The organism is Micromonospora qiuiae, assembly GCF_016863555.1.
GTDB classification, from domain to species: domain Bacteria; phylum Actinomycetota; class Actinomycetes; order Mycobacteriales; family Micromonosporaceae; genus Micromonospora; species Micromonospora qiuiae.
On record NZ_BOPC01000001.1, the window covers coordinates 16,074 to 39,480 of the forward strand.

Below are 23,407 nucleotides of genomic sequence, written 5' to 3' on the forward strand. Positions count from 1 at the left end.
ATTCGGGTGCCCGCCGGATCGGTGGCCGGACGCGAGGATCCTTGCCCTGCCGCAACGTTCGCGGTCACCGTCGGACGACGTAATCTGCCATCATGAGCAACCTCGGTCGGCCGGACGCCACTGGCCCGGGTGGTCCGTCTCCGGGCGACGGCGAGGCGACGTCCCTGCTGTCCCTGTCGTTCACCGCCGAGACGGTGACCACGGTGCGGCATCTGCTCGCCGCGCGGATCGCCGCAGCGGGCCTCACCGGGGACGTGGCCGAGGATCTCGTCCTGGCCATCCACGAGTTGGTCACCAACGCGGTGTTGCACGGCGGCGGCCATGGGAGGCTCGACCTGTTCCGGCACGCTGACCAACTCGTCTGTGAGGTGACCGACCACGGCCGTGGCGGCGATCTGACGGTGAACCTCCCGGCGGCGAACACTCCGGGTGGGCGCGGGCTCTGGCTGGCCCACCACCTGACCGGGGCGCTGACCCTCACCCGCCGGCCCGACGGCGTGACCGCCACGGTCGTCGCCAGCCTGGCCCCGGAGCGGGCCGCACCGCCCGGCGTGATCACCACTCAGGGGCTGCCGGACACCGTGACCGGCGGCCGACCGCTCGGCCGGATCGGACCGGATGGGTGTCCCGGCGATGACGGCGGGCTGCCGCACCGGTAGGCCGGACGTGGCAGCCCGCGACGGGGTCAGCCGGTCTGCTTCTGCTGGCAGGGCACGCAGAACCGGGCGTGCGGCAGGATCTCCAGGCGTTCCCGGGCGATCGCCGTACCGCACTTCTCGCAGGTGCCGTAGTTGCCGGCGGCGAGCCGGCGCAACGCACCGGTGATCTGCTCCAGGCTCTGCCGGGTCGCCGCGATCAGGGCGGCGTTGGTGTGCGCCTCCGCCGGATCCCCGGTATCCGCCGTCAGTTGGGTCAGCCGGGCCGTCTGCGTTTCGTGTTCCTGGGTCAACGTCAACTTGAGTTCGGTGAGCCATGTCTGGTCGTTCATGTCGGATTCCCTCTCCTCGGAATAGAAAAAAGGGCCGAAGCTTCAGCTTCGCCCTTGGCCGTCCTGATCAATGGACGGGTTCCGGAGGGCTCCGGCCGGCGGGGCTCGGCTGGCCATGACCAGTCCGAGCGGGGATCCGCCGCGCCACCGCGCCCGGGGCAGCAGGCACCGACGCCGCCGTGACGGCGACGTGGTCCAGCAGGGCAACGGGATACATCGGTCAACCATAGCCCGCAACCCGGGGCGGGCCAATGGAGTATCCGCGATCGGACAGGCCGTTGAACGGGGCGGCCAGCGCCGGGCCGCCGACGGGTAACGTGCAGCGGCATGACCCCCGTGGCGTACTCGCACTGCTCGTACTGTGGCACAGTTTATCCGGCGGAGGCCGGTTGGCCCCGGCTCTGCGTGGCCTGCGGTGAGACGGTCTGGCGCAATCCGCTGCCCGTCGCGGTGGCGCTGCTGCCGGTGCGTACCCCCTCCGGGCTCGGCGTGGTCGTGGTCCGCCGCGACATCGAACCCGCCCGTGGGCTGCTCGCGCTTCCCGGCGGTTTCATCGAGTACGGCGAGCAGTGGCAGGACGCGCTGGTCCGGGAACTGCGGGAGGAGACGGGACTGCTGGCCGACCCGGCCGACGCGGAACTGGTCGCGGTGCACAGCGCGCCGGCCGGCGGCACCATGATGATCTTCGGAAAGTTGCCGGTACGCCCGATCGAGGAGCTACCTCCGTCGGCGCCCACGGCGGAGGCCACCGAGTGGCTGGTGCTGACCGAGCCCACCGAACTGGCCTTCACCACCCACACCCGGGTACTGGCCGACTTCTTCGCCCGCCGGACCAGCTGACCGACTCACGGGTTGATCGGCACCAGGCCGGCGCAGCGCGGATCCGGCACGCCGACGGGCCGGCGCGGCATCATCCAGTCCAGGGCGGTGTCCTCCACCGGCCAGCCCGCCACCGTCACCCGGCTGGCCGGCATCCGGCTCGCGTTCGGGCACAGCACCTGAGCCCGAACCTCGTCGTTGGGCAGGAAACGGAGATCGCCGGAGTGCTCCAGCACGATGGTCATCCGGTCCGTCACCGTCACCGCCTCGCCCAGGACCACCTCCCGGGTGAGCGGTGCGCCGACCTCGACGGCCACCGCGGGCAGCAGCGGCACCCGCAGGAAGACCGCTCCGGCGAGCACCGGCACCAGCGCGCCGAGCACGTAGATGAGCGTACGGATCAATGCCGGCGCGGCCCGCGCCGGCACCGGCCCGGTCAGCACCAGCGCGCCGGCCGGCGGGAGCGCCAGCAGTGCGGCGGTCGCCAGCTCGTCGTGCCGCAGGGCCGCCCAGATGGCCGGGCCCAGCCAGGCGTAGCAGGCCGCGGTCACCAGCACCGGCAGAATCAGACCGGTGGCGACCAGCACCCGGGGCCGGTCCGGAAACCGGTTGCGGGCGCGCAGGGCGACCAGCCACACCAGCAGCATCACCAGGGCCGGCAGGAACCGCAGCTGCCAGGTCAGAGCGGCCAGCGTGGCCGCTACCACCAGCACCCAGCCCGGCGTACGCGAGCTGGCGTAGGCCACCAACGACCGATCCGGATCGAACCGGTCAGGCGCGCTGACCTGCAGCAGCTCGCCGAGCACCGCGAGCACCAGCATCACCAGTGGCGCCGCCCAGACCAGGGCGATGAGCAGGGCGCTGAGCAGCCCCAGCGGGGTGACGTACTGCACGAGCAGCAGCATCGTCGACATGTCCTGCCGGCTGAGCCGCCACAGCCGCAGCACCAGCAGCAGCACCGGGAAGGCGGGCAGCAGGGTCAGCAGCCACTGCTGCGCCTGCCGCGCCGTGCGACGCCGGTTGGCAAGGCCGGCCCCGGTCGGTGCGGATACGGCAGCGCGAACCTCTCCCACGGCCACCGCCGCACCTCCACCCTGTCCTCCGGTCCGGGCTCCGGCTGCCGGTCCACCGCGACCTGCTGCGGGTTGTTGGCGGGCTGCTCGGACCTGAGGTACCGGTCGAAGGCCGCCCGCCAGCGTTCCCCGTCGGGACCGGTCGCCGACTCCTGCAGGGAGAGGTTGACCAGGTCGCGCATCGCGGGGTTCGGGCCGGTGTTGACGCCCCACAGCTCCGACCCGTCGTCGCCGATGTCCCAGTGCCGCAGCTCCTGCACGTTTTTCAGCTTGGTCATCGGTGGCAGCTCGCCGGGCGGGCGCGGGCCCACGAAGCCGGCCAGGATCGCCGCGTCGGTGGTGACCGCGTCGACTGTGCCGTCGTACAGCTCCTGGACGCACTCGCTGATCCGGTTGCGGCCGCGCGCCGTCGCCCCCAGATCGGTCAGCAGGTCGGTCAGCCTATCCTCCGAGGTCGACGTCCCGATAGTGCAGACCTTCCGCCCGGCGAGGTCACGCAGGCTGGTCACCGGACGGTCGTCCGACGCCCGCGTGATCACCGACTGCTCGGTCTCCAGGTACGGCGCGGAAAAGTTCACGCCCTTCTGCCGGCGGTCGTCGGTGATGCTGTACGAGGCGACGACCAGGTCGACGGTGACGAAGCGGCCATCGGGGGCACGGGCCTGCCGGCGGGCGCGATCCTCGCTCTCGATGGGCAGGAACTCCACCCGCGGCGCGTCGAAGCCCAGGTCGTCGGCGATCATGTAGGCGATCTCGATGTCGAAGCCCTCGAATGCACCGTTCTCCAGTTGCTGCGAGACCCCTGGCTGGTCGTCCTTGACCCCGATGAGCAGGGTCTGCTTGCCGGTCAGCCCGGCCCGCTCCCGCAACTGCTCACGGGTCGGCGGACCGGCTGCGGCGACCACCCGGATCACCGCGACGACCACCACCACGAGCAGCACGACCAGGGCGGCCAGGCGCAGCCGCCGGGCCCGGGAGGGGCCGGCCCGTCCCGGCAGCGGGTCCGCGGCCGGTTCGCCGTAGTCGCTCATCGTCACCCCCGTATGCCGCCCACCGCGAGAACCTCCATTGTGGCCAGGCGCGGCCCGAATCTGACACTCTGTGACGCAAGCGTGACCGACTCGGCGGGGCCAGGCGCCTACCGGCGGACGCGCCCGAGGATGATCACGACGAGCAGCGACGTGACCACCATCAGCACGGCGCTCACCGCCGCCATGAGCTGAAATCCGTGGGTGAACGCCTCCCGGGCGGCGCCGAGCAGTTGGTCGCCGAGCCCTTCGGGGAGGCGACCGCTGGCCACCAGCGCGGCGTTGAGGTTGTCCCGCGCGGCGGCCGCCGCGACGTCGGGAACGCTGGCGGGGACACCCACCGCCATGTCCTGCTGGTAGACCACGGTGATGACGCTGCCCAGGATCGCGATACCGAACGCCCCGCCGAGTTGTGGTGCCGTCGAGGAGATCGCCGCCGCCGCGCCGGCCCGCCGCGCAGGGGCGGCTCCGACGACCATGTCGGTGGCGAGCGCCATCATCGGACCCAGACCGGCGGACACGACGACGGCCCCGGCCACCAGGGTGGCCAGCCCGCCGACCTCGACCTGCGTGAGCACGCCGTACCCGACGGCGGCGACGGCCAGTCCCACCGCGGTGACCACCGCGGGACGGACCTTGCGGGCGATCCGCGGGGCCAGCGTGGAGCCGACGATCACCCCGACAGCGGACGGCGCGGTCCACATGCCTGCCGCGAGCGGTGACAGGCCGTGCACCAGTTGCAGGTACTGCGCGATGGCGTAGTTGGATCCCCACAGGACGAAGATGCCGACCGCCAGCGTCGCCGCGGCGACACTGAACTCCCGGTTGATGAAGAGGCGGAGGTCGATGAACGGATCGGCCTTGCCGCGCTGCCGCCACCCGAACAGGACTGCGCAGGCCAGGCCCACCGCGACGGCCGCGAGCGAGGCCACGTGGGCACCCTCGGCGGCGATCCGCTTGAGCCCGTAGACCACCGGCAGCACCGCGGCCAACGAGAGCAGGGCACTGACGATGTCCAGCCGGCCGGCGGTCGGCTCGCGGCGCTCGGGCAGCAGCCGCGGTCCGACCACCAACAGCAATGCCATCACGGGTACCCCCAGCAGAAACACCGAGCCCCACCAGAACCGCTCCAGCAGCCAACCACCCGTCAGGGGGCCGATCGCGGTGCCGCCCGAGACGCTGGCGACGATGATCCCGATCGCCACCGCACGCTGCCGCGGCTGCCCGAACATGGCCGTCACCAGGGAGAGCGTTGCCGGCATCAGGGTCGAGCCGGCGACTCCCATCACCGCCCGGGCACCGATCAGCAGCTCGACCGTCGGGGCGTAGGCCGCGCCGACCGAGGCGACACCGTACCCGGCGGCCCCGATCAACAGCAGGCGCCGCCGACCGATCCGGTCACCCCACACACCCATGGTGATAAGGGATCCGGCGAGCAGGAACGCGTACACGTCGACGATCCACAACAGCTGCGTACTGCTCGCCGTCAGATCCTTGCCGATCGTGGGCAGCGCCAGATGCGTCACGGTCAGTTCGAGGGATGCGAGGAGGGCCGGAAGGGCGAGCACCGCGAGACCGATCCACTCCCGCCGCCCGGCCACCTGCTCCAGCCGCACCCCGGCCAGTTGTTGCGTCATGGATCCGAGCGTGCAACCTCGACTATGGTCGAGGTCAAGTCATATCATTTCAACATGACCAAGCCACCCTTCGATGCCAAGGAGCTCACTGTCGGGCAACTCTCGGCACGCTCCGGTGTCGCCGTGACCGCGCTGCACTTCTACGAGGCGAAGGGGCTCATCAGCAGCCGCCGGACCACCGGGAACCAGCGGCGATACCCGCGCGACACCCTGCGCAGGGTCGCCCTCATCCGGGTCGCGCAACGCGTCGGGATACCGCTGCGGCTGGTCGCCGAGACCCTGGCAGCGCTCCCGGAAGGCCGCACCCCGACCCGAGACGACTGGGCCCGCCTGTCGGCAAGTTGGCGTGCCGAACTCGACACTCGCATCGACCAGCTGACCCGCCTCCGCGATGACCTGTCCGACTGCATCGGCTGCGGCTGTCTGTCCATCGACACCTGCGCCCTGCGAAACCCCGATGACCGGCTCGGGGACGACGGCACCGGCCCACGCCGCCTGCTGACCGGCCGCCGCCGGCATACTGGCATGGCTCAACATCGCTCCACACCACCGACCTCGGCCTGGTCTTCAAGCCCAGTTGATCCGTTGCCGGAGCAGTGACTGTTCGGCGGGGTTGGCGGTGCGGGTGAGCGCACGTTCGTCAGCGGCGCGTGCCTGCTCCTGGCGGCCGAGATCGCGGAGGAGTTCGGCGTGGGTGGCGTGGAAGAGGTGGTAGTCGTCGAGGTCGCCGCAGAGGGCGTCGACCTCGACGAGCGCGGCGGCCGGTCCGGCGACGTAGCGAAGGGCGACGGCCCGGTGCAGTCGGGTCACCGGTGACGGAGCCAGGCGCAGCAGCATGTCGTAGAGGACCACGATCTGGGTCCAGTCGGTGTCCTCCCAGCTGGCGGCTTCGGCGTGACAGGCGACGATCGCGGCCTGGAGCTGGTACGGCCCGGGTCGCCTGAGGGCGGCGGCTCGGGCGAGCAGCCGGCCGGTGTCGGCGATGAGCGTGTGCTCCCACCGTGATCGGTCCTGCTGCGGCAGCTGGATGATCCGGTCGTCGGTGTCGAACCGGGCGGCGGCCCGGGCCCGATGGAGTCGGATCAGTGCGAGCAGGCCCGCCGCCTCGGGTTCGGTGGGCATGAGACCGTGCAGCAGCGTGGCGAGGAATTCGGCGTCGTCGGTGAGGTCGCGGGACTGTGCCTGGTGGCCGTCGGTGGACAGGTAGCCCTCGTTGAACAGCAGGTAGATCACGGCGAGAACCTCGGCGAGACGGCTGCCGAGCTCGTCCGGGGACGGAATTCGGTACGGAATCCCGGCGTGGCTGATCTTCCGCTTGGCTCGGGTGATGCGCTGCCCGACGGTGCTTTCCGGGACGAGGAACGCCTTGGCGATCTGTGCCGTGGTCAGCCCGCACACCACCCTGAGGGTGAGCGCGACCTGGGCGGTGCGCGGCAACGCCGGGTGGCAGCAGGTGAAGATCAGTCGGAGCCGGTCGTCCGACTGCGGCTCGGTCGGCCACGGCACCAGGGCGAGCTTGCGTCGGTGCCGGTGCTCCCGGCGGATCTGGTCGAGGCCGCGGCGGCGGGCCACCGTGTACAGCCAGGCGTCCGGCCGAACCGGGATGCCCTCGACCGGCCAGTGCGACAACGCGGCCTCGACGGCGTCGGCCACAAGATCTTCGGCAGCGGCGAAGTCGCCGACCAGGTGGACCAGGGACGCGGCGAGTCGGCCCGCGTGGTCGCGCACCAGGCGGGCCAGCTCGGCGTGGGTCGGCTGGGTCATGCGGCGATGGGTCGGATCTCCACCACCGGGCAGGCCGGCCACGACTTCGCGATCCGCAGGGCTTCGTCGAGGTCGGCCACTTCGATCTCGGCGTACCCGCTGACGATCTCCTTACCCTCGACGAACGGCCCGTCGGAGATCAGCGGCTCACCGCGGTCCAGTCGCAGCGTGGTGGCGCTGTCCGCCGGCATGAGATGCGCGTGATGGGTGATCTTGTCATGGTGGTCGGCGAACCACTGCCGCACCCGGGCGTAGGCGCGTTCCCGCTCGGGCTCGTCCATGGCGATCAGGTCAGCGGCGAACTGTTCGGTCTCGACGAACATCAGCACGTACTTCATTACCTCTCCTGCCTGTGCGGGTGGGTGCCTTACCAACCAGACGATCGGCGACCGACCGCTTCCGACAACCGGCTGGATCAGTTTCTGGCGTGCCGCCGACGTCAGCGGCAGGGTCAGCTCGCGAGCAGGTCGGCGTGGGCCGCGCGCAGCCGGGCCAGCGCGGGATCGGTGCCCGGGGGGAACCGCCGATCCAGCTCGGCCCACACCTCGGCGAGCGCCGCGGTCACCGCGCGCAGCTCGGCGGCGTGGCGGCGGGCGCTCTGCTCACGCTGGGCCTCCAGGCGCCGGGCCCAGCCGGCGGTGACCTCGGTGAGACGGTCGGCATCGGCGCGAGCCTGGGCGGCGGTGCGGACCACGCCGGCCGGCACGATCGCGGCGACCGGCCGCGGGTCGCCGTCGCGGGTGACCACGGTGACGGTGTCGGTCAGCTCCGCCATCGCGACGAGCTGACTCAGTCGGGTGCGCGCCTCGCGCAGGGGCAGCGAGCGCGGCGGGACGTTTCGCGGGGTGAGGGCGGGGACAGCCATGAATACATCCTGAGTACCGGGTACGACACTTTCCGCAACTCTCCATGAGAGAGCACGCCAGAACTCTCCATGAGGGAGCACGCCAGCCTGCCCGGCGACAGCACAAACGGTTCAGCTCGACAGGGCGCGGTAGGGCCAAGGTCGAGCCGCGAGCTCTGATCACCGGTCGTGGCTCGCCGCGGCGGCCACGACCCAGCGCGGCGGTGGCCGGGTCGGTCTTGAACGCCTCGACCGCAGCGCAGGCCGGTCAGGCCGGCGAGTGGTAGGCCAGCACGCCCCGGTTCACCGCGCCGATCGCCTGCCGCGCGGTGGCCCGCAGCTCGGTCGAGGCGCCGCCCGAGTCGGCCACCTGGCCGAGCAGGTCCACCACCTGCCGGGCCCACCGGACGAAGTCTCCTGCTGGCATCTCGCCGTCGAGTTCGTGCCCGCTGGCCAGCACCTTCGCCAACGCCTCGCCCCGGGTCCAGCGGTAGATCGGCCAGGCGAAGCCCAGGTCCGGCTCGCGGGTGACGGCCAGCCCCCGCGACGCCTCGTCGGCCTCGATTTCACTCCACAGCTTCAGAGTCTCCTCGACCGCCTCGGCGACCGCGCCGCGCGGCAGCGACGCCCGCTCGTCGACGTCGCGGCGGGCCTCGAAGACCACCACGGAGACGGCGGCGGCCAACTCGGCCGGGGACAGCCCGTCCCAGACCCCCTGGCGCAGGCACTCCGCCACCAGCAGGTCGGCCTCCGTCCAGATCCGCCCGAGCATCCGACCGGCGTCGGTCACCGCGCCCTCGGCGGTGAGATAGCCGCGGGCGGTCAGCAGCGCGACGATCCGGTCAAAGGTACGCGCCAGAGAGCCCGTCCGGCCGGCCACCCGCTGGCGCAGCTCCTCGGTGTCCCGCTCCAGCCGGCGGCGGCGCTCCGCCCACCGGGCGTGCTCCTCCCGCTCCGGGCAGGCGTGGCAGGGGTGCCGCCGCAGCTCGGCCCGGAGCTGGGTGAGCTGGTGGTCCTCCCCCGACTGCCGGCCCCGGGAGCCCCGGCGGCTGTGGCGGTCCAGGCCGGTGCCGCTGACCTGCGCCGCCAGGTCGCGCCGGGCGGCCGGGTTACGGGGGTTGAAGTGCTTCGGCACCCGAATGCGGGCCAGCACCTCCGCCGGGGAGGTGAAGTCGCCGGGGCTGATCCGCCCGGCCCACCGGTCCTGGGTCAGCACCAGCGGACGGGGTTCGCTGAAGCCGCCGGCGGCCGGGTCGAGCACCACGGCCAGGCCGGCCCGCCGCCCGGACGGCACCCGGATCACGTCACCCACGCGCAGCCGCTCCAGCGACGCCACCGCCGCTGCCCGGCGCTGGCTCTGCCCCTGCCGGGCCAGCTCCCGTTCCCGGTCGGCGATGGCCACCCGCAACGCGAAGTACTCGTCGAAGTCACCGTGGTGGCAGGTCGCCTCCGCGCCGTACGCCTCGAGGGTTTCGGTGTTGCGCTGCACCTGCCGGGCCAGGCCGACCACCGACCGGTCCGCCTGGAACTGCGCGAACGAGGACTCCAGCAGGGCCCGCGCCGGCTCCGCGCCGACGCTGCCGACCAGGTTCACCGCCATGTTGTACGAGGGCCGGAAGCTGGAGCGCAGCGGGTACGTGCGGGTGGAGGCGAGACCGGCCACGTGCCGAGGATCGGTCTCCGGGGACCACACCACCACGGCGTGCCCCTCAATGTCGATGCCCCGGCGCCCGGCCCGCCCGGTGAGTTGGGTGTACTCCCCCGGCGTCAGGTCGACGTGCGCCTCGCCGTTGTACTTGACCAGCCGCTCCAGCACGACGCAGCGGGCCGGCATGTTGATGCCCAGGGCAAGGGTCTCGGTGGCGAAGACCGCCTTGACCAGCCCGCGGACGAACAGCTCCTCGACGACCTCCTTGAACGCCGGCAGCATCCCGGCATGGTGCGCGGCCAGCCCGCGCTCCAGACCGTCGAGCCACTCCCAGTAGCCCAGCACCGACAGGTCCTCACCGGGGATGGTTGTCATCCGGGACTCCACCACCTGGCGGATTTCCGTCCGCTCCTCGTGCGAGGTCAGCCGCAGCCCGGCCGCCAGGCACTGCTGCACCGCCGCGTCGCAGCCGGCCCGGCTGAAGATGAACAGGATCGCCGGCAGCAGACCCTCGCGGTCCAGCCGGGCGACGATGTCCGGCCGCAGCGGCCCCCGCCAGCGCGGCCCCCGGCGCCCGACGCCCGGCCCGGCGAAGCGCCCCTCGCTCAGATCGAGGCGCCGCATCGTCTCCCGGGTGTAGCGCAGCAGCTCCGGGTGCACGTCGTGCTTGCGGGCGGCGTCGGCATCGTGGAACAGGTCGAACATCCGCCGGCCGACCAGCATGTGCTGCCACAGCGGCACCGGCCGGTGCTCGCTGACCACCACGCTGGTCTCGCCCCGCACCGTGATCAGCCAGTCCGCGAACTCCTCGGCGTTGGACACCGTGGCCGACAGCGACACCAGCGTCACCGAGGCGGGCAGGTGGATGATGACCTCCTCCCACACCCCGCCCCGGAACCGGTCGGCCAGGTAGTGCACCTCGTCCATCACCACGTACGCCAGGCCCTCCAGGGTGGCCGAGCCGGCGTAGAGCATGTTGCGCAGCACTTCGGTGGTCATCACCACCACCGGGGCGTCGCCGTTGATGGCGTTGTCGCCGGTGAGCAGCCCCACCTGGTCGGCACCGTACCGGTCGACCAGGTCGTGGTACTTCTGGTTCGACAGCGCCTTGATCGGGGTGGTGTAGAAGCACTTGCGGCGAGCGCCGTCGGTCGCCGCCGGCCGCCCGGGGGTACCGCGCAGCGCCAGGTGTACGGCGAACTCGCCGACCACGGTCTTGCCGGCCCCGGTCGGCGCGCACACCAGCACCCCGCTGCCCCGCTCCAGGGCCTGGCACGCCTCCCGTTGGAAGTCGTCGAGGTCGAACCCCAGGTCGGAGGTGAATTCTTCCAGCGCCGGAAACTGGGCGGCCTGGGCGGCCCGGCGGCGCGCCGCGGCATACCGCTCGGCGGGGCTCGACATGTCACCAAGATTAGTGCGTGCCGTCGGCCGGCACCCGGCAAGGCCATCCGCCAAGGCGACCGGAGCGGGTCGGTAGGGTGCACGACGTGCCGGATCATGCCGAACCGACCGACGCAGTACGCGGCGCTGCCGCCCAGCCGGGCCCGTCCCGCCGGCCCGTGCAGGCGGTGCTGCTCGACTTCCACGGCACGCTCGCCCAGGTGGAGGAGCCCCGTGACTGGGTGCTGGCCGCCGCGGCGACGTGCGGCGTGCAGCTGGACCGGGTCCGCGCCACCGCGCTGGCCGACCGGCTGCTCACCGCCGGGCGGGCCGGTGGTCCGCTACCCGCCCGGGTACCCCCGAGGCTGGCCGAACTCTGGGCCGATCGGGACCTCTACCAACACGCCCACCGGGACGCCTACACCGGGTTGGCCGCGACGGTCGACGCCGGCATCGAGGGCTTCGCCGAGGCGCTCTACGAGCGCGTACTGGTGCCGGAGGGCTGGGTGCTCTATCCGGACACCGCACCCACTCTCGCCGCGCTGCGCGAGGCCGGGGTGCGGGTGGCCGTGGTGAGCAACATCGGCTTCGACATCCGGCCGATCTTCGACGCCTGGGGTCTGACCGACCTGGTCGACGCCTTCGTGCTGTCGTACGAGGTGGGTCGCTGCAAGCCGGATCCGGCGATCTTCTGGCGAGCCTGCGGCATGCTCGGCGTCGACCCGGAGCAGGCGCTGATGGTCGGCGACACTCCCGCCGACGCCGGCGCGGTCGCGGCTGGCTGCGCCGTACTGGTCCTGCCCGCCGCCGACCCCGGCCGCCCCAACGGCCTCGGCTCCATCCTCGACCTCACCCACCGCCCCTGACCCCTCTCCCCCCTTTCGCTCGCGATCTTGCACTTTTGGTCGCGGGTATGGGGTGGTTCGCGGCTTACGCCCCGACAATAAGTGCAAGATCGGCGCGCGCTTGGAGGGGAAGGCGCAGTCAGCGCAGGAGGTGCAGGGCGGCGGGGGTGGCGGTGATGGTCACCGGGAGGGGGAGGGAGCGTTCCCCGTCGGCGTAGGTGGTGATGCCGGCGGCGGCGACGGTGACGGTGCGGGCGCGGTAGGTGCGCACCAGCGGGTGGGTGATGTGGGTGCCGGCGTAGATGCGCGGCTTGACCCGGATCAGCGTACGGCGGTTGAACCGGCCGCCGACCACCACGTCGAGCAGACCGTCGGTCGGGTCCGCGTGCGGGCAGATCTGCATGCCGCCGCCGTAGCTGCCGCCGTTGCCGACCGCCACCAGTACCGCCTCGACCTCGACGCGCTCGCCGTCGAGGGTGAGGGTGTACCGGCGCGGGCGCAGCCGGACCAGTTCCGCCAGGATGGCCAGGTCGTAGCGGCGGGGGCCGCGCGGCCAGCGCATCCGGTTGGCCCGCTCGTTGACGATGGCGTCGAAGCCGGCCGCGAGGACCGCACCGTACCAGCGGACCGTGCCGTCGGCGCCGGTCATCCGGGCCAGGTCGACCGGTTGGCTGCGCCCCTGCCGCAGCGCCGCCGCGATGACCTCCACCGCCGCCCGGGGCTCAGCCGGAAAACCGGTCTCGACGGCGAAGTCGTTGCCGGTGCCGGCCGGCACCGGCCCGAACGGCACACTGCTGCCGGCGACCGCCTGCATCGCCCGGTGCACCGTGCCGTCACCGCCCACCGCGATCAGCGCGGAGGCGCCCCCGGCGACGGCGGCCTGGCAGGCCGCCTCCGCCTCGTCCGCGCTGCCCGCAGCCAGCAACCGCACCGGCCGCCCGGCGGTCGAGAGCCGCTCCAACAGGTCCGGCAGCAGTCCCCGGTACCGGCCGCGCCCGGCGGTCGGGTTGGCCAACACGGCGACGGGTCCGTCGGCCGGCACAGCACCGGAAAGATGATCGTCTGCGGTCACGGCGAGCACGCTACCCGCCGGTCCGCCGGCCCTGTCCAGTTGGCGGAAAGGAAAAATTCGCGCCGTGTGGGGCTGCCACACCGACGGACGCCGCCCCGGCGGGGCGGCGTCCGTCGCAGTCGGGACCGGTCAGGTCACGTCGTCGTAGCGGCGTTCGATCGGCTTGGGGGCGGGCACCGGCTCCGGGGCGTCGATCGGGCCGGCGCTGTCGACCGGCTGCCCCGCCGTCACCGGCTCCCGGTCGAACTCCAGCGGGGAGGCCTCGTCGTCGTCGATGCCGGCGTAGATCTCCTTGCCGCGTCCCTTGCGCTTGTCGTTGAGGAACGCCACCCCGACCGCGATGAAGTAGAGCAGGCACAGGCAGAGCGCCAGCAGCGTCATGCCGAACGGACCCGGGTCCGGGGTGGCCACCGCCGCGAACGCGAAGCAGATGAAGACCACGACCCGCCACCAGCCGAGCAGCCGCCGGGCGCTCACCACCCCGGTGAAGTTGAGCATCAGCAGGGTGAGCGGGAACTCGAACGCCACCCCGAAGAGCAGGATCATGGTGGTGACGAAGGAGATGTAGCGGGTGACCTCAAGCTGCGAGTCGGTGCCCGTGACCCCGGCATCCAGCAGGAACGCCAGGCCCTTGTCCACGACGAAGAAGGCGAGCACCGCGCCAGCGGCGAACAGGGGTGCCGCGATCGCGACGAAGACGTACGCCCATTTGCGCTCGTTGCGGTGCAGACCGGGTGCGATGAACGCCCACAGCTGGTAGAGCCAGACCGGCGCACCGATGATCAACCCGATCCAGAGCGCCAGCTTGAGCTTGAGGATGAAGCCGTCGGCGGGTGCGAGCATCAGGAACTTCTGGCACTTGCCGTCGACCATCATGCCGGGCAGCCGGCAGTACGGCTGGCTCAGCAGCTCGAATGCCGGCTGGGCGAGCAGGTAACCGCCGATCAGCCCGACCACGATCGCCGCAGATGCGCGGAACAACCGGGTGCGCAGCTCGCGGAAGTGCTCGATGAGAGTCATCGAGCCGTCGGCGGCCCGCTCGAAGTTGCTCGAGCCACGCTTACGGAGACCGAAGGCCACGATGGTCGGGCCCTTCGCTCAGTTGTCGCGGACGCGCTGCACCGGGTCGACGACCGGCTGCTGCACCGTGCCCTGGTACGGCTGCTGCTGCGCCTGCTGCGGCGGAAGAGGCTGGTAGCCGGCCTGCGCGTCCGCCTTCTCGGCGAGGTCGCGGTCGTCATCGGCCAGGCTCTTGGTCTCAGCCTTGATGATGCGCAGCGACCGGCCCAGGGAACGCGCCGCGTCGGGGAGCCGTTTCGCGCCGAACAGCAGAATCAGCACGACCACGAGTACGGCGATGTGCCAGGGCCTGAGGGCACCCATGTGAAGCTCCAGTCGGTTGTGCCAACGAGGTGTTCCGCAGCCCATCGTACGTGTGCCCAGGGCCGCTGCCACCCGCCGGAACCGTGGTGACCGGTACCGGTGGGTGAAGTCTCGACCAACCGCGAGCGTCCCGTCAACCGGTCTGCTGGATCTTCGTAGCCGAAACCGGACCACATCGCCTGGTCAGCCAGCGGTCGTTCGCCGCCGAGCCGGCAGTCAGCCGCCGCGTCGGGCGCGGATCAGGGCGAGCCGCTGCTCGGTGGTCGTCAGCCGGCTCTGCAGCCCTTCGGCCTGCTGCTGGAGGCTCTCCGCGGCAGCGCGCAGCGCCATCGCCTCGTCGGCGCGTCGATGCAGCTTGAGCACCGCCCGGCGCAGCTGGGGCAGCCGAGCCAGCACGGGTCGGACCGCCAGCACGAGCACGACCAACGGCACCAGCACCAGCGCGAGCACGATCCACTTCAGCACGGCCACCAGCCTACTGCCTGACCGTGGCCGCCGCCGGGTCCGCGCCGGGCGGCACCGGCGTCGCGTACGCGTCCAGCGCCGCCACCGCCGCGTCCCGGACCTGTTCGGCCAGCTCCGCCGGGGCGACGACGGTGACGTCCGGGCCCAGGCCGAGCACGAACCGCCGCGCCCAGCTCAAATCCGTGACGCGCAGCGACACCACCCACTGCTCGCCGTCGGACTCGACCCGCTCACAGGGGTAGTACTCGGTGATCCAGCGCTCGCCCCGGCCGATCCGCAGCGTGATCAGCGGCAGGTCCGGCGCCGGCCGGAACACCCCCTCGCTCAGGTCCTGCGGGTGGGCCTGCGGGGGCACCACGGCCGGCTCGTCCAGCTCGGTGACGGCATCGATCCGGTCGGCCCGGAACAGCCGCACCGCCTCGGCCCGTCGGCACCACGCCTCCACGTACGTCCGGCCGCCGACCAGCAGCATCCGCAGCGGATCGATCACGCGCTCGGTGGTCTCGTCCCGGGCCAGCGTGTAGTAGGTGATCCGCAACGCGCGCCCGCCCTCCACCGCGGCGCGCAGCTGCTCCACCCGGCCGGCGTCGCCGGGCAGCCGCACCTCCACCGGGGCGGCGACCAGGTCACCAGCCGCGTCCTCGATCTTCGCGAGGGCCCGTTCGACGGCGTCCCGGTTCGCCACGCCCGGCGCCTCGGCCAGCATCCGCAACGCCACCGCCAGGGCGAGCGCCTCGTCCGGCGTGAGCCGCAGCGGGCGGTCGATGCCGGCGTCGTAGGTGATCGTCACCCGGTCACCGTCGAAGGCCATGTCGATCAGGTCACCCGGGCCGTAGCCGGGCAGCCCGCACACCCACAACAACTCCAGGTCTTCGCGCAACTGCCGCTCGGTGACGCCCAGATCGCCGGCCGCCTCGGCGATCTCGATCCCCGGCCGGGCGAGTAGGTACGGCACCAGGTTGAGCAGCCGGGCCAGCCGGTCGGCGGACGTGCGCGACCCCGCTTTCATCGGGCCGCCGCCAGGGCCTCGTGCCGGGTGGCGATCTCCTTGAGCCGTTGGATGACCGCCTCGCGTACCTCTGGTGGGTCGAGCACCTGCACGTCGGGGCCGTAACCCACGAGATGCCTGGCGAGGGAGCAGGCGTCGGCGTACGGCAGGACCAGCCGGTCGGCCTCCGACCCGGCGGTGATCTCCACCGCCCAGCGGCGCAGCCCGGCGGCCCGTCCCGGAGCGACCAGCACGGTTGCCCGGCCGGCGCGCTCGACCGGGCCGGACCAGCGGGCCACATGGCTGATCAGATCGACTCCGACCGGCGGCTGGTAACCGCCCGCCGCGCCGGTGACCCGGACCGGGCCGACCACCCGGGACAGCCGGAAGCAGCGGGTGGAGTCGCGGTCCAGGTCGTGGCCGACCACATACCACCGGCCCCGCCAGCAGACCACGCCCCACGGTTGCAGCCGGCGCCCGTCGGGCGCGTCCCGGTCCGGCACCCGGTAGTCGAAGCGCACCTCACGCCGGTCCCGGGCGGCGGCGGTCAGCGGCGCGAACGCCGGGTCCACCGTGACCATCGGCTCCAGACCGAGCGTGGCCTGCGGGTCCACATCCACCCCGGCGGCGCGCAGCTTCGCCAGCCCGGACGACGCCGCGGCGGCGAGCCCGGCGTGTTGCCACAGCCGAGCGGCGATGCCGACCGCAGCGGCCTCGTCGGGCTTGAGCGGGATGTCGGGCAGCGCATACTCCCGGCGGGCGATCCGGTAGCCGGGCTCGACGTCGAAGACGCTCGCTGTCCCCGTCTCCAGCGGCACGCCCAGTTCTCGCAGCTCGGCCTTGTCCCGTTCGAACTTGCGCTGGAACGCCTCGTGCTCGCGGGCGTCGTCCGGGTCGTGCTCGTAACCAGGCACGGTCGCGGCGATCTGCGCGGCGGTCAGGAACCGCCGCGTGGACAGCAGGCAGATCACCAGGTTGACCAGGCGTTCGGTGCGACTGCGCGACACCCCGTAGACGCTAGCAGCCGCGCCATCCTCCACACGCACCCGCGCCGGCCCACCAACCCACACCACCATCCAACCCCGCAGATCTTGCACCTTCGGTCGCCCGAATGCCCCCTTTAACAACGTTTGACCCGACAAAAAGTGCAAGATCTGCAGGGGGTGTGGCGGGCGGCGCGCGCGGAGGAGGAGGGGGTAGCGTGGCGGGTCGTGGTGCGATGGCGGGCGGGAGTTGTGGCGGGGCTGCGGCGGCGGTGGACCGGGGCGGTCGAGCTGGACGTCGACGTCACCGAGGGCGGCACGATGCGAGCCCTGGCCTATCCCGAACTGGTCGGCGAGCCCGAAGTCGGCGACCGCGTACTGCTCAACGCCGGCGCGCTGCTGATGGGTCTGGGCACCGGCGGGTACGCCCTGGTCGTCGCGCTGCCGGACCGGCTGCCGCCGGACCCGCCGCAGGCCCTCGACTCCCGCGACGCCGGCCATCTGGTCAAGGCCCGCTACACCCCGCTACAACCGATCCTGCTCGGCGTCGACGAGGAGGCGTCGCCGCACCACCGGGTGCTGGCCGCCGCCGAAGACCTCGCCGGCCTGCCGGTGGTGACCGCCGACCTGCACTCGGCGCTGCCGGCGATCCTGGCCGGGATCCGCGCCGACGCCCCGCACGCCCGGGTGGCGTACCTGCTCACCGACGGCGGGGCGCTGCCCGCCTGGTTCTCCCGCACCCTGGCCGGCCTACGAGACGAGTTGGTCGGCACGATCAGCGTCGGGCAGGCGTTCGGCGGCGACCTGGAGGCGTCCACCCTGCACAGCGGCCTGCTCGCGGCCCGGCACGTGTTGCGCGCCGACGTGGCGGTGGTGGCGCAGGGCCCCGGCAACCTCGGCACCGGCACCCGGTGGGGCTTCTCCGGGGTGGCCGTCGGCGAGGCGGTCAACGCCGTCGCCACGCTGGGTGGGCGGCCGGTCGGCTCGCTGCGGATCTCCGCCGCCGACCCGCGCCCGCGACACCGTGGCGTGTCGCACCACAGCCTCACCGCGTACGGCCGGGTGGCGCTGGCCCGCGCGGAGCTGGTGGTGCCCGACTGCCTGGATCCGGCGCTGGCCGCCGAGGTGGACGCCGCGCTCGCCCCGCTCGCCGGGCGACACGCCGTGCTCCGGGTGCACACCGCCGGTCTGGACGCGGCGCTACGCCGCAGCCCGGTGCCGCTGTCGACGATGGGCCGCGGGCTGGACGCCGACCACGCCTACTTCTTGGCCGCCGCCGCGGCCGGCCGTCACGCCGCAAGCCTGCTGGCCTGAGCCGCTGCGCTGCACGGCCGCGGCGACGCGCAGCAGCCGCGCCTCAGGCGAGAATGACCAGGGCGATCCAGGCGCCGACGATCAGCGCGAGGGCCAGCGCCAGCACCCACGTGGGGATGGTGTACTCGCCGCGCCGGTTGCGTTCGATCTCGGCGCGGATCTTGTCGCGGCGGCGTTCGTGCCAATTCTGCCGCTCGGTGCCCTGGCCGGGCCGATCGGGTGGTTGAGGAATCATGACCGAGCAAGCCTACCCGGCCCGCCCGGTAGCAACGGGCCGGGTCACGCTCACATGCTGGCGATGAGCCGCTCCACCCGCTCGTCGTACGCCCGGAACGGGTCCTTGCAGAGCACGGTGCGCTGCGCCTGGTCGTTGAGCTTCAGGTGCACCCAGTCGACGGTGAAGTCGCGCCGCTTCTCCTGCGCGTGCCGGATGAACTCGCCGCGCAGCCGCGCCCGGGTGGTCTGCGGCGGCGTCTCCTTGGCCTCGAAGATCTCCGGGTCGGTGGCCACCCGGTCCACATCACCACGCCGTTCCAGCAACGCGTAGAGCCCGCGCCCCCGGCGCACGTCGTGGTAGGCCAGATCCATCTGCGCCACCCGTGGATGCGACAGCGGCAGGTCGTGCCTGCGCTGGTAACGCTCGATCAGCCGCAGCTTGGTCACCCAATCGATCTCCCGGGCCACCGGCTCCAGGTCGCCGGTCTCCACCGCCCGCAGCACCCGGCCCCACAGCTCGACCACCCGCTTGGCGGTCTGGTCGCCGCCGCGCCGCTCCACGAACTCGATCGCCTTGGCGAGGTACTCCTGCTGGATCTCCAGCGCGCTGATCTCCTTGCCCGAGGCCAGCCGCACCTTGCGCCGGCCGGTGATGTCGTGCGACACCTCCCGGATGGCCCGGATCGGATTCTCCAGAGTGAGGTCACGCATCACCACCCCGGCCTCGATCATCCGCAGCACGATGTCGGCGGTGCCGACCTTCAGCAGCGTGGTGACCTCGTTCATGTTGGAGTCGCCGACGATGACGTGCAGCCGGCGGTACCGTTCGGCGTCCGCGTGCGGCTCGTCCCGCGTGTTGATGATCGGGCGGCTGCGGGTGGTCGCCGAGGAGACTCCCTCCCAGATGTGCTCGGCCCGCTGGGACAGGCAATACACCGCGCCGCGCGGAGTCTGCAACACCTTGCCCGCGCCGCAGATCAACTGGCGGGTGACCAGGAACGGGATCAACACGTCGGCCAGCCGGCCGAACTCACCGTGCCGGGAGACCAGGTAGTTCTCGTGGCAGCCGTACGAGTTGCCGGCCGAGTCGGTGTTGTTCTTGAACAGGTAGATCTCTCCGGCGATGCCCTCGTCGTGCAGCCGCTTCTCCGCGTCGACCAGCAACCCCTCCAGGATGCGCTCGCCGGCCCGGTCATGGGCGACCAGGTCGACCACCGAGTCGCACTCCGGAGTGGCGTACTCCGGGTGTGAGCCGACGTCCAGGTAGAGCCGCGCGCCGTTGCGCAGAAAGACATTGCTCGACCGGCCCCACGACACCACCCGGCGGAAGAGATATCGGGCGACCTCGTCAGGGGACAGCCGCCGCTGCCCACGGTAGGTGCAGGTGACGCCGTACTCGGTCTCCAGACCGAAGATTCGCCGCTCCATGATGAGACATTAGCCGTACCGAGGCCCCGTTCGTCACTGTCGCGGCACCTGTACCGGTCAGACGAGGCCGGAATGCGCCCCGGCGCCCAGGGCCGCCGCGTAGTCGCGGCACGTGGCGTACTCCGGCAGCACGCCCGCGGCCAGCGCCAACGCCAACGTCGGCGCGGCGGCGTCCCGGGCGGACAGCAGCGGCACCTCAGGTGGCCACTCGATGCCCAACTCCTCGTCCAGCGGATGCACCACGCGCTCACCCGACGGGTTGTACGTGGCCGAACAGAGGTAGCTCAAGGTGGCGTCACCGGTCAGCGCGCAGACGCCGTGCCCAAGTCCTTCGGCCAGGTAGACCGCGCGCCGGTCCGCGTCGTCGAGGCGTACGCTCTCCCAGCGACCGAAAGTGGGTGAGCCGACCCGCAGGTCGACCACCACGTCGAGCACCGCGCCCCGCACGCAGGTGACGTACTTCGCCTGCCCCGGCGGCACGTCGGCGAAGTGGATGCCCCGCACCACGTCCCGAGCCGAAACGGAGAGGTTGGCCTGCGCCAACCGCAGCGGATGGCCGACCGCCTCGGCAAGCCGGTCGAAGCGGTACCACTCCAGGAACAGGCCGCGCGGGTCACCGTGCTGGCGCGGGCTGACTTCCCAGGCTCCCTCGATGCCCAGCGGCCGGATCTTCACCGGACCTCCTTCCGCGGCCTGACCACCGAGCCCACCAGGTCCCCGGTCGCCCCATCGCGGCCGGTGGCCACCAGATCGAGCAGGTAGTCGCCGTAGCCGCTCCTGGTCAACGGCTCCGCCAACGCCCGCAACTGGTCGTCGTCGATCAAGCCGGCCCGCCAGACCACCTCCTCGACACAGCCGATCTTCATGCCCTGCCGTTCCTCGATCACCCGAACGAACTCGGCGGCCTGCACCAGCGAGGCGAAGGTCCCGGTGTCCAACCAGGCGGTGCCACGATCCAGCACCGTCACCGACAACTCGCCCAACTGCCGGTACGCCTCGTTCACCGCGGTGATCTCCAACTCCCCGCGGGCGCTCGGCACGAGCCCTCGGGCGATCTCCACCACCCGGTTGTCGTAGAAGTACAGCCCGGGCACCGCATACCGGGACCTGGGCCGCTGTGGCTTCTCCTCGATAGACAGCACCCGGCCCTCGCCGTCGAAGTGCACCACGCCGTACGCCTGCGGGTTCGCCACCGGGTAGGCGAAGATCCGCCCACCCATCGGGTCACCGGCCCCGGCCAACTGCCGGCCCAGGCCCATCCCGTGGAAGATGTTGTCGCCGAGGATCAGCGCCACCGCCTCGGCACCGAGGAAGTCCGCACCGAGCACGAAGGCCTGGGCGATCCCCTCGGGCCGGGCCTGGCTGACGTACTCCAGCCGCAGCCCGAACTGGCTGCCGTCGCCGAGCAGCCGCCGGAACTGGTCCTGATCCTCCGGCGTGGTAATCACCAGGATCTCGCTCACCCCAGCCATCACCAGCGTGGAGAGCGGATAATAGATCATCGGCTTGTCGAAGACCGGCATCAGTTGCTTCGACACCGCCCGGGTGATCGGCCACAGCCGCGATCCGGTGCCACCAGCGAGCAGAATTCCGCGCACCCCGGGAGCCTATCCAGGGGCGCCACGAAGAGTCACGTGTCAGATACGCTACTCCACCTCGTTGCGCGTAGACTCCACGTCCTGTGAGGATCCTGGTCACCGGCGGCGCCGGCTTCATCGGTTCTGAGTACGTCCGGATGCTGCTGGGAGCGTCCACCCGTGACGCGGAGGAGGTGTCCGCGCTGGCACCGGCCCAGGTGACCGTGCTCGACGCCGTCACCTACTCCGGCAACCTGGCCAACCTGGCCCCGGTCCGCGACGACCCCCGGCTGCGGTTCGTCCACGGCGACATCCGTCAACCGGATCTGGTCGACGAGGTGGTGCCGGGGCACGACGTGATCGTCCACTTCGCCGCCGAGTCGCACGTCGACCGCTCGATCGCCGGGGCGACACCGTTCGTCACGACCAACGTGCTCGGCACGCAGACCCTGCTCGACGCCGCGCTGCGCCACGGCGTCCGCAGGTTCGTGCACATCTCCACCGACGAGGTGTACGGCTCCATCGCCGAAGGCTCCTGGACCGAGCAGTGGCCGCTGGCACCCAACTCGCCCTACTCGGCTTCCAAAGCCGGATCCGACCTGCTCGCCCTCGCTTTCCACCGCACCCACGGCCTGGACGTCGTGGTGACCCGCTGCTCCAACAACTACGGGCCGTACCAGTACCCGGAGAAAGTCATCCCGCTGTTCGTGACCAACCTGCTCGACGGGGGCACCGTGCCGCTCTACGGCGACGGCGGCAACGTACGGGACTGGTTGCACGTCCACGACCACTGCCGAGGCATCGCCCTGGTGCAGCACAAGGGCCGCGCCGGCGAGGTCTACCACATCGGCGGCGGCACCGAACTGACCAACAAGGAGCTGACCGCCCGGCTGCTCGACGCGTGCGGCGTCGGCTGGGACCGCGTCGTCGCGGTCCCCGACCGCAAGGGCCACGACCGCCGCTACTCGCTCGACATCACCAAGATCGAAACCGAGCTGGGGTACGTCCCCAGCATCACCTTCGACACCGGACTCGCCGACACGGTCCGCTGGTACCGCGACCACCGCTCCTGGTGGGAGCCGCTGAAGGCAGCGTCGACCCCATGAGAGTGCTGGTGACCGGCGCCGCCGGGATGCTCGGACGCGACCTGGTCGAGGTGCTCGCCGGGCACCCTGAGCACACCGTGACCGCCGCCACCCGAGCCGAACTCGACATCACCGACCCGGCCGCCGGGCATGCCGCCGTGGCCGGCCACGACGTGGTCGTCAACGCCGCCGCGTGGACCGACGTCGACGGCGCCGAACGCCACGAAACCGCGGCCACCACGGTCAACGGCGACGCCGTGGCCCACCTCGCCGCGGCCTGCGCCACCCACGGCGCCCGGCTGCTCCAGATCTCCACCGACTACGTCTTCCCCGGCGACGCCAGCAACCCCTACCCGGAAGACGCGCCGACCGCGCCGATCAACGCGTACGGCCGCAGCAAGCTCGCCGGGGAGCGGGCCGTCGCCCGACTGCTGCCCGACACCGGGTACGTGGTACGGACCGCCTGGCTCTACGGCACCCACGGCCGCAACTTCGTCACCACCATGCTCGACCTGGCCGACCGGCACGAGTTCCTCGACGTCGTCGACGACCAACGCGGCCAACCCACCTGGTCCCACACCCTGGCCCAGCAACTGGTCGCGCTCGCCGAAGCCGCCATGGCCGGACGGGCCGCCCCCGGCGTCTACCACGGCACCTGCACCGGCGAGACCACCTGGCACGGGCTCGCCCGCGCCGTGTTCGACCGGCACGGGCTGGACCCCGACCGGATTCGACGCACCACCAGCGACCGCTTTCCGCGTCCCGCCCCCAGACCGGCCTACAGCGTTCTCGGCCACGCCCGGTGGGCCGCAGCGGGCCTACCCGCCCTACCCGACTGGCACACCACCCTGGCCGACGCCCTCCCCATCA

The 23,407-nt window shown here is 71.9% G+C and carries 25 protein-coding genes; 7 read left to right on the plus strand and 18 right to left on the minus strand.

Annotated elements, in window-relative coordinates:
* The first annotated feature begins 92 nt into the window (after nucleotides 1–92).
* Nucleotides 93–659: an ATP-binding protein gene (locus Vqi01_RS00080; protein ID WP_204031722.1), complete on the plus strand. Its 567-nt coding sequence runs from the start codon at nucleotides 93–95 to the stop codon at nucleotides 657–659.
* 26 nt (nucleotides 660–685) lie between these two features.
* Here the strand turns inward: Vqi01_RS00080 and Vqi01_RS00085 are convergent, their stop codons facing one another.
* Nucleotides 686–988, minus strand: coding sequence for a TraR/DksA family transcriptional regulator (locus Vqi01_RS00085; protein ID WP_204031724.1), 303 nt, complete (start codon nucleotides 986–988; stop codon nucleotides 686–688).
* Between the two features lie 327 nt (nucleotides 989–1,315).
* Between Vqi01_RS00085 and Vqi01_RS00090 the strand changes: the two genes are divergently transcribed.
* Entirely contained in the window at nucleotides 1,316–1,828 is a 513-nt protein-coding gene (locus Vqi01_RS00090) for an NUDIX domain-containing protein (RefSeq protein ID WP_204031726.1), read from the plus strand.
* A gap of 5 nt (nucleotides 1,829–1,833) precedes the next feature.
* Here the strand turns inward: Vqi01_RS00090 and Vqi01_RS00095 are convergent, their stop codons facing one another.
* From Vqi01_RS00095 to Vqi01_RS00105, 3 genes are all read right to left on the minus strand, one after another.
* The gene (locus Vqi01_RS00095; RefSeq protein ID WP_204031727.1) at nucleotides 1,834–2,880 is read right to left on the minus strand and encodes a hypothetical protein; all 1,047 of its coding nucleotides are present in this window, start codon (nucleotides 2,878–2,880) and stop codon (nucleotides 1,834–1,836) included.
* Nucleotides 2,787–3,911 carry a transporter substrate-binding domain-containing protein gene (locus tag Vqi01_RS00100; protein WP_204031729.1) on the minus strand — a complete coding sequence of 375 codons (1,125 nt, stop codon included), beginning with the start codon at nucleotides 3,909–3,911 and terminating at the stop codon, nucleotides 2,787–2,789. The genes Vqi01_RS00095 and Vqi01_RS00100 overlap by 94 nt, the downstream gene beginning before the upstream one ends.
* Nucleotides 3,912–4,018: 107 nt before the next feature.
* Nucleotides 4,019–5,545 carry an MFS transporter gene (locus tag Vqi01_RS00105; protein ID WP_204031731.1) on the minus strand — a complete coding sequence of 509 codons (1,527 nt, stop codon included), beginning with the start codon at nucleotides 5,543–5,545 and terminating at the stop codon, nucleotides 4,019–4,021.
* Nucleotides 5,546–5,599: 54 nt separating this feature from the next.
* Here Vqi01_RS00105 and soxR point away from each other — a divergent pair, with 54 nt between their 5' ends.
* Nucleotides 5,600–6,145: a redox-sensitive transcriptional activator SoxR gene (gene soxR / locus Vqi01_RS00110; RefSeq protein WP_204031732.1), complete on the plus strand. Its 546-nt coding sequence runs from the start codon at nucleotides 5,600–5,602 to the stop codon at nucleotides 6,143–6,145.
* On the opposite strand, the gene Vqi01_RS00115 is transcribed toward soxR, so the two are convergent.
* From Vqi01_RS00115 to Vqi01_RS00130, 4 genes are all read right to left on the minus strand, one after another.
* Nucleotides 6,113–7,309, minus strand: a complete 1,197-nt coding sequence (locus tag Vqi01_RS00115) for an RNA polymerase sigma factor (RefSeq protein ID WP_204031734.1) — start codon at nucleotides 7,307–7,309, stop codon at nucleotides 6,113–6,115. The two genes, soxR and Vqi01_RS00115, sit on opposite strands and share 33 nt — an antisense overlap.
* Nucleotides 7,306–7,647 (minus strand): YciI family protein, encoded by a 342-nt coding sequence (locus tag Vqi01_RS00120; protein ID WP_204031736.1) that lies wholly within the window; start codon nucleotides 7,645–7,647, stop codon nucleotides 7,306–7,308. Before Vqi01_RS00120 ends, Vqi01_RS00115 begins: the two co-directional genes overlap by 4 nt.
* 113 nt (nucleotides 7,648–7,760) lie before the next feature.
* On the minus strand, nucleotides 7,761–8,174 hold the full coding sequence (locus tag Vqi01_RS00125) for a type II toxin-antitoxin system Phd/YefM family antitoxin (RefSeq protein WP_204031737.1): 414 nt from the start codon (nucleotides 8,172–8,174) through the stop codon (nucleotides 7,761–7,763).
* A 247-nt stretch (nucleotides 8,175–8,421) separates the two neighbouring features.
* On the minus strand, nucleotides 8,422–11,202 hold the full coding sequence (locus tag Vqi01_RS00130; RefSeq protein ID WP_204031739.1) for a DEAD/DEAH box helicase: 2,781 nt from the start codon (nucleotides 11,200–11,202) through the stop codon (nucleotides 8,422–8,424).
* Nucleotides 11,203–11,360: 158 nt separating this feature from the next.
* Here Vqi01_RS00130 and Vqi01_RS00135 point away from each other — a divergent pair, with 158 nt between their 5' ends.
* Nucleotides 11,361–12,047, plus strand: a complete 687-nt coding sequence (locus Vqi01_RS00135) for an HAD family hydrolase (RefSeq protein WP_204031760.1) — start codon at nucleotides 11,361–11,363, stop codon at nucleotides 12,045–12,047.
* 118 nt (nucleotides 12,048–12,165) lie between these two features.
* On the opposite strand, the gene Vqi01_RS00140 is transcribed toward Vqi01_RS00135, so the two are convergent.
* The 6 genes from Vqi01_RS00140 to Vqi01_RS00165 form a co-directional block, all read right to left on the minus strand.
* Nucleotides 12,166–13,107 carry a diacylglycerol kinase gene (locus Vqi01_RS00140; RefSeq protein ID WP_204031741.1) on the minus strand — a complete coding sequence of 314 codons (942 nt, stop codon included), beginning with the start codon at nucleotides 13,105–13,107 and terminating at the stop codon, nucleotides 12,166–12,168.
* Nucleotides 13,108–13,227: 120 nt separating this feature from the next.
* Nucleotides 13,228–14,178 (minus strand): twin-arginine translocase subunit TatC, encoded by a 951-nt coding sequence (gene tatC, locus Vqi01_RS00145; RefSeq protein WP_204031742.1) that lies wholly within the window; start codon nucleotides 14,176–14,178, stop codon nucleotides 13,228–13,230.
* 18 nt (nucleotides 14,179–14,196) lie between these two features.
* Nucleotides 14,197–14,481 (minus strand): Sec-independent protein translocase subunit TatA, encoded by a 285-nt coding sequence (gene tatA / locus Vqi01_RS00150; protein ID WP_204031744.1) that lies wholly within the window; start codon nucleotides 14,479–14,481, stop codon nucleotides 14,197–14,199.
* A gap of 216 nt (nucleotides 14,482–14,697) precedes the next feature.
* Complete coding sequence (locus tag Vqi01_RS00155) at nucleotides 14,698–14,946, minus strand: hypothetical protein (protein ID WP_204031746.1); 249 nt, start codon at nucleotides 14,944–14,946, stop codon at nucleotides 14,698–14,700.
* 10 nt (nucleotides 14,947–14,956) lie between these two features.
* The gene (locus Vqi01_RS00160; protein WP_204031747.1) at nucleotides 14,957–15,955 is read right to left on the minus strand and encodes a helix-turn-helix transcriptional regulator; all 999 of its coding nucleotides are present in this window, start codon (nucleotides 15,953–15,955) and stop codon (nucleotides 14,957–14,959) included.
* Nucleotides 15,952–16,941, minus strand: a complete 990-nt coding sequence (locus Vqi01_RS00165; protein WP_204031749.1) for a helix-turn-helix transcriptional regulator — start codon at nucleotides 16,939–16,941, stop codon at nucleotides 15,952–15,954. Before Vqi01_RS00165 ends, Vqi01_RS00160 begins: the two co-directional genes overlap by 4 nt.
* A 204-nt stretch (nucleotides 16,942–17,145) precedes the next feature.
* On the opposite strand from Vqi01_RS00165, the gene Vqi01_RS00170 reads away from it, so the two are divergent.
* Complete coding sequence (locus Vqi01_RS00170) at nucleotides 17,146–18,231, plus strand: DUF3866 family protein (protein WP_204031762.1); 1,086 nt, start codon at nucleotides 17,146–17,148, stop codon at nucleotides 18,229–18,231.
* A 43-nt stretch (nucleotides 18,232–18,274) separates the two neighbouring features.
* Here Vqi01_RS00170 and Vqi01_RS00175 read toward each other — a convergent pair whose 3' ends face one another.
* The 4 genes from Vqi01_RS00175 to rfbA are packed head-to-tail and all read right to left on the minus strand — an operon-like array spanning nucleotide 18,275 to nucleotide 21,473.
* Nucleotides 18,275–18,466: a hypothetical protein gene (locus Vqi01_RS00175; RefSeq protein WP_204031751.1), complete on the minus strand. Its 192-nt coding sequence runs from the start codon at nucleotides 18,464–18,466 to the stop codon at nucleotides 18,275–18,277.
* A 50-nt stretch (nucleotides 18,467–18,516) separates the two neighbouring features.
* On the minus strand, nucleotides 18,517–19,875 hold the full coding sequence (pafA, locus tag Vqi01_RS00180; protein WP_189050340.1) for a Pup--protein ligase: 1,359 nt from the start codon (nucleotides 19,873–19,875) through the stop codon (nucleotides 18,517–18,519).
* 57 nt (nucleotides 19,876–19,932) lie between these two features.
* Complete coding sequence (locus Vqi01_RS00185; RefSeq protein ID WP_204031753.1) at nucleotides 19,933–20,550, minus strand: dTDP-4-dehydrorhamnose 3,5-epimerase family protein; 618 nt, start codon at nucleotides 20,548–20,550, stop codon at nucleotides 19,933–19,935.
* Nucleotides 20,547–21,473: a glucose-1-phosphate thymidylyltransferase RfbA gene (rfbA, locus tag Vqi01_RS00190; protein ID WP_204031755.1), complete on the minus strand. Its 927-nt coding sequence runs from the start codon at nucleotides 21,471–21,473 to the stop codon at nucleotides 20,547–20,549. Before rfbA ends, Vqi01_RS00185 begins: the two co-directional genes overlap by 4 nt.
* 83 nt (nucleotides 21,474–21,556) lie before the next feature.
* On the opposite strand from rfbA, the gene rfbB reads away from it, so the two are divergent.
* Together rfbB and rfbD are read left to right on the plus strand one after the other, a co-directional pair.
* Complete coding sequence (gene rfbB, locus Vqi01_RS00195) at nucleotides 21,557–22,558, plus strand: dTDP-glucose 4,6-dehydratase (protein WP_204031757.1); 1,002 nt, start codon at nucleotides 21,557–21,559, stop codon at nucleotides 22,556–22,558.
* The coding region (gene rfbD / locus Vqi01_RS00200) for a dTDP-4-dehydrorhamnose reductase (RefSeq protein ID WP_204031758.1) at nucleotides 22,555–23,407 on the plus strand (853 nt) is incomplete at its 3' end. The genes rfbB and rfbD, both read left to right, overlap by 4 nt.